The sequence below is a fragment of the Roseburia sp. OF03-24 genome (assembly GCF_003463035.1).
GTDB lineage: Bacteria > Bacillota > Clostridia > Lachnospirales > Lachnospiraceae > Roseburia > Roseburia rectibacter.
Genome location: NZ_QSCK01000014.1, coordinates 56,794 through 70,668, shown reverse-complemented (window position 1 = coordinate 70,668; position 13,875 = coordinate 56,794). Strand labels below are relative to the sequence as shown.

Genomic DNA, 13,875 nt, shown 5'->3' with positions numbered 1-13,875 from the left:
GATAAATGGCAAAAATGAGAGTATATGACCTTGCAAAAGAATTAGGAATAGAGAGTAAACAGATTATAGAGACATTAAATACGACAGAATATGCAGTAAAAGCAGCTTCAAGCAATGTGGATGATCCGGCACAGGAGATTGTGAGAAAGAAGTTCGGGAAATCTGCTGCACCGGAGAAAAAGGCGCAGAACAAAGAAAATGCACCGGAAAATAAACCGGCAGATAATAAGGCGGCTGCACCAGAAAATAAACCGGTACAGAAACAGCAGGCAAATGAACAGACAAAATCAGCAGAAAATGCAGAGCAGCGTCCGAAGAAAAAATCAAGCATTACTGCTGTATTCAATGCACAGTACAGTAAACAGGGCAATAACCGCGGTGGTAATAACAACAGACGTCCGGGCAATGGCGACAGACGTCCGGGTAATGGTGAACGCCGTCCGCAGGGACAGAACCAGAACCGTGGCAATGCGCAGGCAAGACCGACATCCGGTTATGATGTGAGAAAAGCATTTGAGCGTGCAATCAACCCGGAGGCTGCAAAGGCAGCAGAAGAGGCAGAACGTCTTGCAGCAGCAAAAGCAGCAGAGTTAAAGGCACAGAGAGATGCTAAACCGGCAGCTGAAGAACCGAAAAAACCGGTTGAGACTGTACAGGTACAGACTCCGAGAGAAAATGTATATGCACAGAATCCGGAATACCGTCCGCAGAATAATGATCGTCGTCAGGGAAATAATAATGACAGACGCGACCGTAATAACAATGGTCAGCGCCGTCCACAGGGAGACGGAAGAAACCAGAGAAACAATGGTGACAGACCACAGCGTCCATACGGTGACAGAAACGGAAGAAATGACGGACAGCGTCCATACCAGAACAATGGCAGACCGGGACAGGGTCAGGGCGACAGAAATAATAACAGAAACAATGGCTTCCGTGGCGGAAATAACGGTGGTGGCAGACTTGACCGTGAGATCGACCGTTTCAATAAAGAGGCAGCGGCAGCAGCACCGGAAGAATTAAGAGGAAAAGAATCGAGAGAGCGTGATAAAGACAGAAACAAAAACGCAAGACAGCGTAATGATTATGATGCACTTGGCGGAAAGAAACAGGAACGTTTTATCAATCTTGAGAAGAATGGCGGCAAGAAGAAACCGCAGCAGCAGCCAAAACAGCAGCCGGAAGAGGATGCGATCCGTACACTTGTTCTCCCAGAGAAACTTACGATCAGAGAATTAGCTGACAAGATGAAAGTACAGCCATCTGTCATCGTAAAGAAGCTGTTCTTAAAAGGAACAATGGTTACTGTGAATCAGGAAGTAGATTACGAGCAGGCAGAAGAAATCGCATTAGAGTTTAACTGTATCTGTGAACCGGAGGAAAAAGTCGATGTGATCGCTGAACTCTTAAAAGAGGAAGATGATCCGGAAGATACTTTAGTAGCACGTCCACCAGTTGTCTGTGTTATGGGTCACGTTGACCATGGTAAAACATCTTTACTGGATGCAATCCGTTCTACCCGTGTGACAGACAGAGAAGCGGGCGGTATCACACAGCATATCGGTGCGTCTGTGGTATCTATCAATGGACAGAATATTACATTCTTAGATACACCGGGACATGAGGCATTTACCGCAATGCGTATGCGTGGTGCAAATTCTACTGATATTGCAATCTTAGTTGTAGCAGCAGATGATGGTGTTATGCCACAGACTGTAGAGGCGATCAACCATGCAAAGGCAGCAGGTGTTGAGATCATTGTTGCAATCAACAAGATCGATAAACCAAGTGCAAACATCGAGCGTGTAAAACAGGAGTTATCCGAATATGAGCTTATTCCGGAAGACTGGGGTGGAAGCACGATCTTCTGTCCGGTATCCGCACATACAAAAGAGGGTATCGACAACCTGCTTGAGATGATTCTTTTAACAGCAGAAGTGCTTGAGTTAAAAGCAAATCCAAAGCGTAATGCAAGAGGTCTTGTCATCGAAGCACAGCTTGATAAAGGACGCGGTGCTGTTGCAACTGTTCTGGTACAGAAAGGTACTTTAAAAGTTGGTCAGCCGGTAGCATGTGGAAGCTGCTATGGTAAAGTCCGTGCGATGATCGATGATCAGGGAAGACGTGTCAAAGAGGCTGGTCCTTCCATGCCGGTTGAGATTTTAGGTTTATCTTCTGTTCCGGAAGCAGGCGAGACATTCGTTGCAATGGATACTGAGAAAGAAGCAAGAGCATTTGCAGAGACCTATATTTCCGAGGGCAAGAATCGTCTGATCGAAGATACAAAAGCAAAGATGTCCTTAGACGATCTGTTTTCACAGATCCAGTCCGGAAATGTCAAAGAACTCGATATCATCGTAAAAGCCGATGTACAGGGTTCTGTGGAGGCAGTAAAACAGAGTCTTGTAAAACTGTCGAACGAAGAAGTAGTTGTAAAAGTCATTCATGGTGGTGTTGGTGCGATCAACGAGTCTGATGTCAGCCTTGCATCTGCATCGAATGCGATCATCATCGGATTTAACGTTCGTCCGGATCCGACTGCAAAACTTACTGCAGATAAAGAAAATGTAGATATCCGTCTCTATAAAGTCATCTACAATGCGATCGAGGATGTAGAGGCAGCAATGAAGGGAATGTTAGACCCGGTATACGAGGAGAAAGTCTTAGGCCACGCAGAGATCCGTCAGATCTTCAAGGCTTCCGGAGTCGGCAATATTGCAGGTTCTTATGTGCTTGATGGTATGTTCCAGAGAGGATGTAAAGTTCGTATCTCCCGTGAGGGTGAGCAGATCTTTGAGGGTGATTTAGCTTCCTTAAAGAGATTTAAAGATGATGTGAAAGAAGTAAAAGCAGGATTTGAGTGCGGTCTTGTATTTGAAGGCTTTGGAGATTTCCAGGAATTAGATATCGTAGAAGCGTATACAATGGTTGAGGTACCGCGCTAAAAGAGGATTGATATGAGAAAAAACAGTATTAAAAATACCAGGATCAATGGTGAAGTGCAGCGTGAACTTTCCAATATTATCCGCGGGGAGATCAAAGACCCGCGGATCAATCCGCTGACAAGTGTTGTTGCAGTGGAAGTTGCACCGGATTTAAAGACATGCAAAGCATATATCAGCGTTTTAGGAGATGAGGAATCCCAGGCAAAAACGCTGGCAGGATTAAAGAGCGCGGAGGGATTTATCCGCAGCAAACTTGCAAAAACAGTCAATCTGCGCAATACACCGGAGATCCGTTTTGTATTAGACCAGTCAATCGAGTATGGCGTAAAAATGTCTAAGATGATTGATGAGGTTACAAAAGATATCAGAGATGATAACGAGGAAGAAACAGATACAAACAATGATTAAGATGCACAGATCATGTGTATTTGGGGATGGAGGAGAAAATGAAAAGTCTTGATGAACTTTTCCAGGGAGTGAAAACAGTTGCCATTGCAGGCCATGTAAGACCGGATGGAGACTGTGTCGGTTCCTGCCTTGCAACTTATAATTATATCACAACCTATTATCCACAGATAGAAGTCAGCCTGTATCTGCAGCCGATTCCCAATATTTTCAAGTTTATGAAAAATTCAGATAAGATCATAAGCGACTGTACTGCGGATACAAGTTATGACCTGTTTATCGCACAGGACTGTGGTGATCTCGGAAGACTTGGGGATGCGGCAAAATATTTTGAACATGCGAAAAAAACAGCATGTATCGATCATCATATCAGCAATCAGAGCTTTGCAGATGAAAATTATATTTTCCCGCAGGCAAGTTCTACATCAGAGCTTGTATTTGAACTGATTCCGAGAGAACGGCTGAATAAGGAAATCGCAGAGTGCATTTATACCGGGATCATTCATGATACCGGTGTGTTCCAGTACTCCTGCACATCGGCAAAAACGATGGAAGCAGCAGGTGTTCTGATGGGACTGGGAATAGATTTCCCGAAGATCGTGGATCAGACATTTTTTACGAAGACTTATGAGCAGAACCGTATTATGGGACTTGCGTTAGTCAAAAGTAAGCTGCATCTGGATGGAAAATGCATTTCAAGCATCATTACTGCGGAAGAAATGAAAGAATATGACGTATTGCCGAAACATTTAGATGGAATCGTCAGTCAGCTCCGCGTGACAAAAGATGTGGAAGTGGCAGTATTTTTATACCAGACAGATGAGGAAAATTATAAAGTCAGCACCCGGTCTGCAAGTTATGTGGATGTTGCAAAGATCGCTGCAAAATACGGTGGTGGCGGGCATGTCAGGGCAGCCGGTTTTTCTGTGACAGGAGATCCGGATGTACGGCTGAATGAAATCATTGCAGATATTAAAGAACAGATCACAGATTGATTTTGGGGAAATTTATGATTAACGGAATTATCAATGTATACAAAGAAAAAGGATATACATCCTTTGATGTGGTCGCAAAATTAAGAGGCATTTTAAAAACAAGGAAAATCGGACACACAGGGACACTCGATCCGGATGCGGAGGGAGTGCTTCCTGTGTGTCTTGGTAAGGCGACAAAAGTCTGCGACCTTTTGACGGATAAAAATAAAGAATACGTTGCTGTGATGCTGCTTGGAAAAGTGACAGATACGCAGGACGTCACCGGAACTGTTTTAGAGGAACATCCGGTAGAAGTAAGTGAAGAACAGGTAAAAGAAGCGGTTCTTTCTTTTGCGGGAGACTACATGCAGGTGCCTCCAATGTATTCTGCATTAAAAGTAAACGGCAAGAAGCTGTGTGATCTGGCAAGAAGCGGTGTAACTGTGGAACGTCAGGCGAGACCGGTTCAGATTTATTCGATAGAGATCATCAAAATGGAACTGCCGAGAGTCTGCATGCGTGTGCGCTGTTCGAAAGGAACTTATATCAGAACGTTATGTCAGGATATCGGTGAAAAACTTTCCTGTGGAGCATGTATGGAATCACTTTTGCGGACAAAAGTATCTGAGTTTTGTGTACAGGATGCATTGCGGCTCTCAGAGATTGAGGAGCGTGTCAAAAAAGCAGTAGGACAGACAGCACCGGAGCAGTGGGAAGCAGGGATGTTTGACTTTATTTATACAGTTGATTCCGTATTTTTACAGTATAAAAAAGCGGTGATCTGCAGAGAATGGAACAAACTGTTATATAACGGAAACCGGATAAAAAAAGACATGTTTGTTTCCTATCAGAGTAAATGGGAACAGCAGCCGATCCGTATTTATGATGAGGAAGGGCGTTTTATCGGAATTTATGAGTACTCAGATATACAGGGGGATTATAAACCGGTAAAACTGTTTATGGAAGCATGAAATATCTGAAAAATACAACCGAATTTTATATAGAAGAACCAACGGTACTTTCGCTTGGAAAATTTGATGGAATACACAGAGGACATGAACTTCTGATGGAACATCTTGCTGCTAAGAAAGAAGATGGACTTGCTGCGGTCATATTTACCTTTAATATTCCACCGCGGAAAAGTGTGGAACAGGTTGAAGCGAAAGTTTTGACGACTAATGAAGAAAAAATGCATATCTTTGAACAGATTGGGATTGATTATCTGGTTGAGTGTCCGTTTACAAAAGAAATCATGTGCATGGAACCGGAAGATTTTATAGCAAAGATTGTACACCAGCTCCATGTGAAATGTTTTGTGGTTGGTTCAGATTTTCATTTTGGACACAACCGCAGAGGCGATTATCACATGCTGAAAGATCTGTCGGACAAGTATGGTTATGAGGTGCTTGTCATTGACAAGATGCAGGAAGATAAGAGAGATATCAGCAGTACATTTGTCCGGGAAGAGATTGCAAAAGGCAATATCGAGAAAGCGAATCACCTGCTGGGATACCACTATTTTGTGACAGGAGAGATCCTTCATGGGAGACATTTAGGCAGCACTAAACTTGGAATCCCGACGATCAATCAGATCCCGCCGGAAGAAAAACTTCTTCCGGAGAGCGGTGTATACGTGACTGAAGTACGGCTCGCTGACAGGTGTTACCGTGGTGTTACGAATGTTGGTGTAAAACCGACGATTGAAGGAAAAAATCCGATCGGAGTTGAAACCCATCTTCTGGATTTTGCAGGAGATCTTTATGGAAAAGTTGTAACGGTAGAGTTCCTGACCAGAGTACGTGAGGAACGGAAATTTCCATCCATTGAGGCTCTGAAAGAGGAAATGCAGAATAACATTGCATATGCAAGGGCATGGTTTGGGAAAAATGAAACCTAAATATTACGAAAATATTACATAAATATGTTGACATTGTAAAAAATGACTGCTATACTTGAGCAGTATTGAATAAATAAGGTATTTTGGAATATTTGGAAAGGTACGGATATGAAAGCAAAATGGGTTAAGGCAGCCGGACTCCTTGCAGCTGGTTCTCTTATATTTTCAGTAGCTTATATTGATGAAAAGTCAGGTTCAAAAGATGGACGTGCAGTGATGGCAGAAAGCACATCTTTACAGGAAAATGAGGTATCTGCCGGAGTTTCTTCCACATTGGGCGGACAGATTGGAAATTATGCAATGACGGATGCAAAGGTGACTTCTGGTGTTACGGATGCAATGTCAGATTATCTTTCTGTTACGGCTGCAGATATGGTCAGTGTTTCGGAGTCAGACCGTGATGTGACCGCATCCGGTCAGGAGGAAGAGACGCAGGAAGAGGATAAAGAAAAAGCACTTGCAGAAGCAGCAGGCGAATTTGGCTATACGAACCTTGGCATTGCACAGGCGGACGGTAATATCAATGTCCGTGAAGTACCTGGAACAGAGGCAGAGATTGTTGGCAAACTGCCAAATAATGCAGGATGTGAAATTATTGGAACAGACGGTGAGTGGACGCAGATCGAGTCAGGAAAAGTAAAAGGATATGTAAAATCAGAATATCTTCTGACCGGGGAAGCTGCGATCGCAAAAGCACAGGAGGTAAAGCAGACTGTTGCGACCGTGACAACGACAACACTTTATGTCCGTGATGAGGCAAATACAGACAGTCATGTTATCACCATGATGCCGGAAGGAGAAGAACTTGAGGTACTTGAAGTTCTTGACGGCTGGGTAAAGATCAATGTTGACAGTGATGAGGGATATGTTTCATCTGATTATGTCAGTATAGCAACGGAACTGCCGAAAGCACAGACCATGACAGAAGTTCGTTATGGACAGGGTGTATCGGATGTGCGCGTATCACTTGTTTCCTATGCTACACAGTTTGTTGGAAACCCATATGTCTGGGGAGGAACAAGTCTTACAAGAGGGGCAGACTGCTCCGGATTTGTATTAAGTGTATTTGCTAATTATGGTATTTCACTTCCGCATTCTTCTAAGGCACAGGCAAACTGTGGAACAAAGATTGCTGCGTCGGACGCACAGCCGGGAGATCTTTTCTTCTATGGCAATGGCAGCAGTATCAATCATGTGGCTATTTATATTGGCGGAGGTCGTGTGGTACATGCAAGTTCTCCAAAGTCCGGTATCAAGATTTCCGGAGCATATTACAGAACGCCGGTTAAAGTAGTGCGTGTGATCAATAATTAAATTTAGGCATTTACAACAGGATGAACCCATGTTATAATAACGAAGTATGAGTTTAGCCCATATTCGGTAGATGGACACTCCGACCTTTTACTGAGTATCATATCCCGGCACAGCCGGAATGGGCGTTTAATAAGAAAAGGAGGATCATAAAATGATCGCAAAGGAAAAGAAACAGGCAATTATCGCAGAGTATGGCAGAACACCGGGAGATACAGGTTCACCGGAAGTACAGATCGCTATCTTAACAGCACGTATCGAGGAATTGAATGCTCATCTTGCTGAGAACAAAAACGACTATCATTCAAGACGTGGTCTTTTAAAGATGGTTGGTCAGAGACGTGGTTTACTGGCATACTTAAAGAAAGTTGATATCGAAAGATATCGTTCCTTAATTGAGCGTTTAGGTCTTAGAAAATAAGATCTTCTCCATACAGAGCCGCTTCCGCATGGAGGCTGGCTTGTATGGATACCGTATGGAATCTGTTCCATGCGGTTTTATCGAGTGGAGATATACTCCACTCGATTTTCAGTTAAATAAGAAAGGGTCCCCAAAAAGATTCTTTCCAAAGACGGATTACAGGCAGAAGTATATTTCCGAGACCACTGAAAAATGTATGAAAAGTCGTGTATTTTTCAGTAGTTTCGGTGCTTCTGTCTCCACAGAGAAAAGGAGAAAACGAATGTATAAAAGTTTTTCAATGGAACTTGCCGGCAGAACATTGACTGTTGATATCGGCAGAGTGTGTGCCCAGGCAAATGGTGCTGCATTATTAAAATACGGCGAGACAACTGTCTTATCTACAGCTACCGCATCGGACAAGCCGAGAGATGGCGTTGATTTCTTCCCGCTCAGTGTTGAGTATGAGGAGAAGATGTATGCAGTTGGAAAGATCCCTGGAGGCTTCAATAAGAGAGAGGGAAAAGCATCTGAGAATGCGATCCTGACTTCTCGTGTTATTGACCGTCCAATGCGTCCGCTGTTCCCGAAAGATTACCGTAATGACGTTACCATCAACAACATGGTTATGTCTGTTGACACAGAGTGCCGTCCGGAAGTTGTAGCAATGATCGGTTCTGCACTTGCAGTTACCATTTCTGACATCCCATTTGCAGGTCCTTGTGCTATGACACAGATGGGTATGGTAGATGGCGAGTTTATCATCAATCCGTCCCAGAAAGTATGGGATACCGGTGATTTACAGCTTACGGTTGCATCTACATCAGAGAAAGTCATCATGATCGAGGCCGGTGCGAATGAGATCCCGGAAAAGAAAATGATCGAGGCAATCTATAAATGTCATGATGTAAACCAGACGATCATTGCGTTTATCAATCATATCGTAGAAGAAGTAGGCAAGCCAAAACATGAGTACACAAGCTGTGCAATTCCGGAAGAAATGTTTGCTGCAATGAAAGAAATCGTAACACCGGAGCAGATGGAAGAAGCTGTATTTACCGATGAAAAGCAGAAACGTGAAGAGAATATCCGTGAGATTACAGATAAACTTGCTGAGGCATTTGCAGATAACGAAGAATGGTTAGCAGTGCTCGGTGAGGCTGTTTACCAGTATCAGAAGAAGACTGTCCGTAAGATGATCTTAAAAGATCATAAACGTCCGGATGGCCGTGCAATCAATCAGATCCGTCCACTTGCAGCAGAGGTTGACCTGATTCCAAGAGTTCATGGTTCTGCAATGTTTACCCGTGGACAGACACAGATCTGTGATGTTGTTACATTAGCTCCACTTTCTGAAGTACAGAAGATTGACGGATTAGATGAGAATATTACAACAAAGAGATATATCCATCAGTATAACTTCCCTGCATATTCTGTAGGTGAGACAAAGGTTTCACGTGGACCGGGACGTCGTGAGATCGGTCATGGTGCATTAGCAGAGAAAGCACTTATGGCTGTACTTCCTTCTGAGGAAGAGTTCCCGTATGCAATTCGTGCTGTATCCGAGACATTTGAGTCAAACGGATCTACTTCCATGGCTTCTACCTGTGCATCCTGTATGTCATTAATGGCAGCAGGCGTTCCGCTTAAAGCAATGGTTGCAGGTATTTCCTGTGGTCTTGTTACCGGTGATACAGATGATGATTATCTTGTTCTTACTGATATCCAGGGACTTGAAGATTTCTTCGGGGATATGGACTTTAAAGTAACCGGTACGCACAAAGGTATCACTGCGATCCAGATGGATATCAAGATTCATGGTCTTACAAGACCGATCGTTGAGGAAGCGATCAGCCGTGCAAGAGAGGCAAGAATCTACATCATGGATGAGGTTATGTCAAAAGCGATCGAAGAGCCGAGAAAAGAAGTAAGTGCGTATGCACCGAAGATCGTTCAGATTCAGATCAATCCGGACAAGATTGGTGATGTAGTCGGACAGAGAGGCAAGACAATCAACGAGATCATCGACCGCACTGGTGTTAAGATCGATATCACGGATGACGGTGCAGTTTCTGTATGCGGTACAGATGCTGAGATGATGAATAAAGCAATCGAGATGATCAAGATCATCACGACTGACTTTGCTGAGGGACAGATTTTTACCGGTACGGTTGTAAGCATCAAAGAGTTTGGTGCATTCATTGAGTTTGCTCCGGGTAAAGAGGGAATGGTTCATATTTCCAAAATTTCCAAAGAGCGTATCAACCGTGTAGAAGATGTCCTGACATTAGGAGATAAGGTTAAAGTTGTATGCCTTGGAAAAGATAAGATGGGACGCATCAGCTTTTCTATGAAGGATGTTCCGGCAGAGGCATAAGAAAAGATAGACAATTTGAAAATTGCAAATGGTCTGTATATTTTGGTATACAGACCTGAAAAAAGAACTGCGTGTTGATCTGAAAACACGCAGTTCTTTTTGTAACTATATTCAAATACCGGCGATTGAATAGCAGATAACCATGACGGAATGTATCATTGACATTATAATCCCATAATTCCATCCACCGGCAGGGAAAAAGCGACGCCGTGTGCAGGAGAGTCCATGCCATGAGCAGAACTGATTGCCTGCATGATCTCGGTTTTTTTATCTTTTGGAACAACGATTGCGACAATTTCCTGTTCTTCCTGGATCGTGATACCGAAAATGACGGCTGATTTTCCGGGGCTGCAGCGCAGACCTTTTAGAATTGTGCCTCCGGTTGCACCGGCAGCGCGTGCGGTATTCATGACAGCATCACTGTATCCCTGATTGATCGTTACAAGTATCATGGCATGTGTAATTGTTTCGCTCATTTTTTTCACTTCCTTTTCAACATCGTCTCTGTCTGATTCTGCTGTATGTTCATTTAAAAGTTTATAGAGAAAACCCTGCATGCCGTTCATTGGAATACTTACGGCAATACCGGTTCCTTTCTTATGAAGACTTAATGCCTGATTCATCTCAGCAAGCAGAATTTTCTTGCGCTCATTTGGAATAAAACAGAGTGTAATACTTTTCTGGATGCTTCCAAGACCACATAATTCCAGCCATTCCGAGCTGGCTGTGCCGATTCCATGCATCTGATAGTAGACCGGTATATGGGAATCTGCTAAAAATTCACATAATCGTTCCCGGATATGGGAATCTGTAATAATTACAAGACAACGGTAAGCCTCTCTTTTTTTCTGTTCCTGCATCGTTAAAATTCCTCCTCAAAATCCAGAATCTCATTGTCGTCAATTCCAATGAGTGCAGCGGCAGGGGTACTTGCTTTCTTTAATTTGATATTATAAGAAACTCCCATAACCTGAACTGCAATGAGTGGTGCCATGGCAACCATGGCGACAACACCAAAAGCGTCTGTTACGACATTGCCTCCGATTGCAGTACAGGCACCCATGGCGAGAGGAAGCAGGAAAGTGGAAGTCATAGGACCACTTGCAACTCCACCTGAGTCAAATGCAATACCGACAAATACTCTGGGTACAAATCGTGTCAGAATCAGTGCGATCAGATAGCCGGGGATTAAAAGCCAGTAAATATTTAAACCGGTAAGAACACGCAGCAGAGCAAGCGCAACTGAGGCGGATACACCGATCGACAGACTTAAATTCATAGTGTCTCTTGAAATAGAACCGTTTGTGACATCTTCAACCTGGCGGTTCAGTACCTGAACGGCAGGCTCAGCTTTTACGATATAATAACCGATCAGAGCACCGATCGGAATCAGGATCCATTTCCATGGCTGTCCGGCAAGACTGCTTCCAAGAAGACTTCCGACAGGCGCAAATCCGACATTTACACCGGTTAAGAAAAGAATCAGACCGATGATCGTGTAGAGAAAACCGATGATCATCTTGATCATCTGCGGGCGGTGATAACGCCTGGAAATAAGCTGGAAAATCAAAAAAACAAAAAGTACCGGAAGAATGGACAGAAGTACTTCTTTGGCGTAATCCGGTACCATATGTACAAATTCGCGGATTACATCCTGCATGGTGATCACGTCAGGAATTGTTGTTTCATTGTAAGCGGCACCGGTTGGATGATAAAAGATGCCAAGCAGCAGAACCATCAAAACCGGACCGATGCTGCAAAAAGAGATCAGTCCGAAACTGTCGCTTGAACCATTTTTATCATTTCTGGTGGCGGAGAGTCCAACACCGATCGCCATGATAAAAGGAACTGTCATAGGACCTGTTGTCACACCGCCGGAATCAAATGCGACTGCGATAAAATCAGCAGGTGCCGCAAAAGAAAGAAGAAACAGCGCAATATAAAAAATGCACAACAGGACTGGAAGACTGATCCGGAAAAGAATACGGAGTACGGCGATTACCAGAAATACACCGACACCAAGTGCAACCGTAAAGATCAGAGTATTGTTTGGAATAGAAGGAACCTGATTTGCGAGAACCTGAAGATCCGGTTCTGCAAGAGTAATGATAATACCCATTAGAAAACAAACACTGATTAAAATAGGAAGTTTTCTTGTTTTCATAATGGAAGAACCAACGCCTTCGCCGAGAGGAGTCATGGCAGTTTCTGCACCGAGCTGGAAAAAAGCCATACCAATGATCAACATAAATGCACCGACTAGGAAGAGGGCAATCGTACCTGTTTCCATGGGGACGACAAAAATAGAGAGCAGAAGTACGATCACAGTGATCGGGAGAACCGCGTTTACGGATTCGTCAAATTTTTCTTTGAGTTTTTTGTTCAAGATGGCATCACACTACTTTCTTTTTTATTTTTAAAGCAAACCATAATAGTTCACTAATTAACTATTATTTATTTTAAGAAAAAACATTCCGGCTGTCAAACATTCTTCTGAATTTTCAGAAAAAATTAACATTTTCTTATCATTTTTTAGCAGAAAGGATACTTTTTCATATAATAATATGGAAGTTTTTTAATAGAAGGGGGCTGCTATGGATCGGGTTAAGAAGATCATTCACACAGATTATGCATACAGATCAGGACTTAGCGGGCAGAATATTACGGTCGCAGTGATGGATACCGGCATTGTCCCACATCCGGATTTTGAAGACAGGATTATATATTTTAAGGATTTTTGTAATGGAAGAAATGAAATGTATGACGATAATGGGCATGGGACGCATGTTTCTGGGATCATTGCAGGAAATGGAAAAATGTCGGAACAGTATGTGAAAGGTACTGCACATAACGTCCGCAGATACAGTGGCGTTGCACCAAGATGTAAGATCATCATGTTAAAAGTATTAGACGAAAATGGAAATGGAAATACCAAAAAGGTTCTTGATGCTGTAAACTGGGTGAAAGCAAACAGAAAACTGCATCATATCAGAATATTAAATATATCCGTTGGAATGCTGCCTGGAGCAGGTGTGGAAGAGCAGAGAAAACTGTTACATGCGATCGATGAATTGTGGGATGAGGGAATCATGGTGGTTGCTGCTGCAGGAAACAACGGACCGAAAGAAAATACTGTGACGATACCGGGTATTTCAAGAAAAGTACTGACCGTCGGAAGCAGTGATGATGATACCAGTGACCATGGGAGAAAAGTTTTAAAAACAGGATATAGTGGCAGAGGACCGACTGCATGCTGCATTGTCAAACCGGAGATTCTTGCGCCGGGAACTGGGATTACGAGCTGCAGCAGGGATGCAATGGGATATCAGGTAAAAAGCGGGACTTCTATGGCAGCACCAGTTGTATCAGGGGCACTTGCGCTGGCATTTGAAAAATATCCATCGTTTACTCCGGCAGAAATGAAACTTCGCCTTTATGAGAGAGCATATCCGCGAAGCACGCAGCTTGGAAAAACCGGCTGGGGAATGATACATGTGGATTATCTCGTCCGTTGACTTTTGAACGGAAAATTATTACAATAAGCACATGCCTGCGATGAAATAAAA

The 13,875-nt window shown here is 43.4% G+C and carries 11 protein-coding genes; 9 read left to right on the top strand and 2 right to left on the bottom strand.

All coding sequences use genetic code 11. The features are described 5' to 3' along the window. The first annotated feature begins 5 nt into the window (after positions 1-5). The 8 genes from infB to DXA60_RS08950 all read left to right on the top strand — a co-directional run bounded on the left by infB (position 6) and on the right by DXA60_RS08950 (position 10,309). Positions 6-2,945 carry a translation initiation factor IF-2 gene (infB, locus tag DXA60_RS08985; protein ID WP_117920932.1) on the top strand — a complete coding sequence of 980 codons (2,940 nt, stop codon included), beginning with the start codon at positions 6-8 and terminating at the stop codon, positions 2,943-2,945. Between the two features lie 12 nt (positions 2,946-2,957). Further along, positions 2,958-3,353: a 30S ribosome-binding factor RbfA gene (gene rbfA, locus DXA60_RS08980; protein ID WP_117920931.1), complete on the top strand. Its 396-nt coding sequence runs from the start codon at positions 2,958-2,960 to the stop codon at positions 3,351-3,353. 38 nt (positions 3,354-3,391) lie between these two features. Then, positions 3,392-4,345, top strand: coding sequence for a DHH family phosphoesterase (locus DXA60_RS08975; RefSeq protein WP_186898828.1), 954 nt, complete (start codon positions 3,392-3,394; stop codon positions 4,343-4,345). Positions 4,346-4,359: 14 nt separating this feature from the next. Next, a complete protein-coding gene (truB, locus tag DXA60_RS08970; RefSeq protein WP_117920929.1) occupies positions 4,360-5,295 on the top strand; it encodes a tRNA pseudouridine(55) synthase TruB in 936 nt (311 codons plus the stop codon). Further along, positions 5,292-6,221 carry a bifunctional riboflavin kinase/FAD synthetase gene (locus DXA60_RS08965; RefSeq protein ID WP_117920928.1) on the top strand — a complete coding sequence of 310 codons (930 nt, stop codon included), beginning with the start codon at positions 5,292-5,294 and terminating at the stop codon, positions 6,219-6,221. The genes truB and DXA60_RS08965 overlap by 4 nt, the downstream gene beginning before the upstream one ends. Positions 6,222-6,329: 108 nt before the next feature. After that, entirely contained in the window at positions 6,330-7,535 is a 1,206-nt protein-coding gene (locus tag DXA60_RS08960; protein WP_117920927.1) for a C40 family peptidase, read from the top strand. Positions 7,536-7,686: 151 nt separating this feature from the next. After that, the gene (gene rpsO, locus DXA60_RS08955) at positions 7,687-7,953 is read left to right on the top strand and encodes a 30S ribosomal protein S15 (RefSeq protein WP_006858056.1); all 267 of its coding nucleotides are present in this window, start codon (positions 7,687-7,689) and stop codon (positions 7,951-7,953) included. A gap of 262 nt (positions 7,954-8,215) precedes the next feature. Next, positions 8,216-10,309 carry a polyribonucleotide nucleotidyltransferase gene (locus tag DXA60_RS08950; RefSeq protein ID WP_117920926.1) on the top strand — a complete coding sequence of 698 codons (2,094 nt, stop codon included), beginning with the start codon at positions 8,216-8,218 and terminating at the stop codon, positions 10,307-10,309. Between the two features lie 164 nt (positions 10,310-10,473). Here the strand turns inward: DXA60_RS08950 and DXA60_RS08945 are convergent, their stop codons facing one another. Beyond that, positions 10,474-11,169 (bottom strand): hypothetical protein, encoded by a 696-nt coding sequence (locus DXA60_RS08945; protein WP_117920925.1) that lies wholly within the window; start codon positions 11,167-11,169, stop codon positions 10,474-10,476. A gap of 2 nt (positions 11,170-11,171) precedes the next feature. Next, positions 11,172-12,695 (bottom strand): DUF1538 domain-containing protein, encoded by a 1,524-nt coding sequence (locus DXA60_RS08940; protein ID WP_117920924.1) that lies wholly within the window; start codon positions 12,693-12,695, stop codon positions 11,172-11,174. Positions 12,696-12,903: 208 nt separating this feature from the next. On the opposite strand from DXA60_RS08940, the gene DXA60_RS08935 reads away from it, so the two are divergent. Continuing rightward, a complete protein-coding gene (locus DXA60_RS08935) occupies positions 12,904-13,824 on the top strand; it encodes a S8 family peptidase (protein WP_117920923.1) in 921 nt (306 codons plus the stop codon). The last annotated feature ends 51 nt before the right edge of the window (positions 13,825-13,875 follow it).

Bases quoted from the DNA above. Each gene is read 5' to 3' on its own strand.
- infB (WP_117920932.1), top strand. From the start codon at position 6: ATGGCAAAAATGAGAGTATATGACCTTGCAAAAGAATTAGGAATAGAG.
- rbfA (WP_117920931.1), top strand. From the start codon at position 2,958: ATGAGAAAAAACAGTATTAAAAATACCAGGATCAATGGTGAAGTGCAG.
- DXA60_RS08975 (WP_186898828.1), top strand. From the start codon at position 3,392: ATGAAAAGTCTTGATGAACTTTTCCAGGGAGTGAAAACAGTTGCCATT.
- truB (WP_117920929.1), top strand. From the start codon at position 4,360: ATGATTAACGGAATTATCAATGTATACAAAGAAAAAGGATATACATCC.
- DXA60_RS08965 (WP_117920928.1), top strand. From the start codon at position 5,292: ATGAAATATCTGAAAAATACAACCGAATTTTATATAGAAGAACCAACG.
- DXA60_RS08960 (WP_117920927.1), top strand. From the start codon at position 6,330: ATGAAAGCAAAATGGGTTAAGGCAGCCGGACTCCTTGCAGCTGGTTCT.
- rpsO (WP_006858056.1), top strand. From the start codon at position 7,687: ATGATCGCAAAGGAAAAGAAACAGGCAATTATCGCAGAGTATGGCAGA.
- DXA60_RS08950 (WP_117920926.1), top strand. From the start codon at position 8,216: ATGTATAAAAGTTTTTCAATGGAACTTGCCGGCAGAACATTGACTGTT.
- DXA60_RS08945 (WP_117920925.1), bottom strand. From the start codon at position 11,169: ATGCAGGAACAGAAAAAAAGAGAGGCTTACCGTTGTCTTGTAATTATT.
- DXA60_RS08935 (WP_117920923.1), top strand. From the start codon at position 12,904: ATGGATCGGGTTAAGAAGATCATTCACACAGATTATGCATACAGATCA.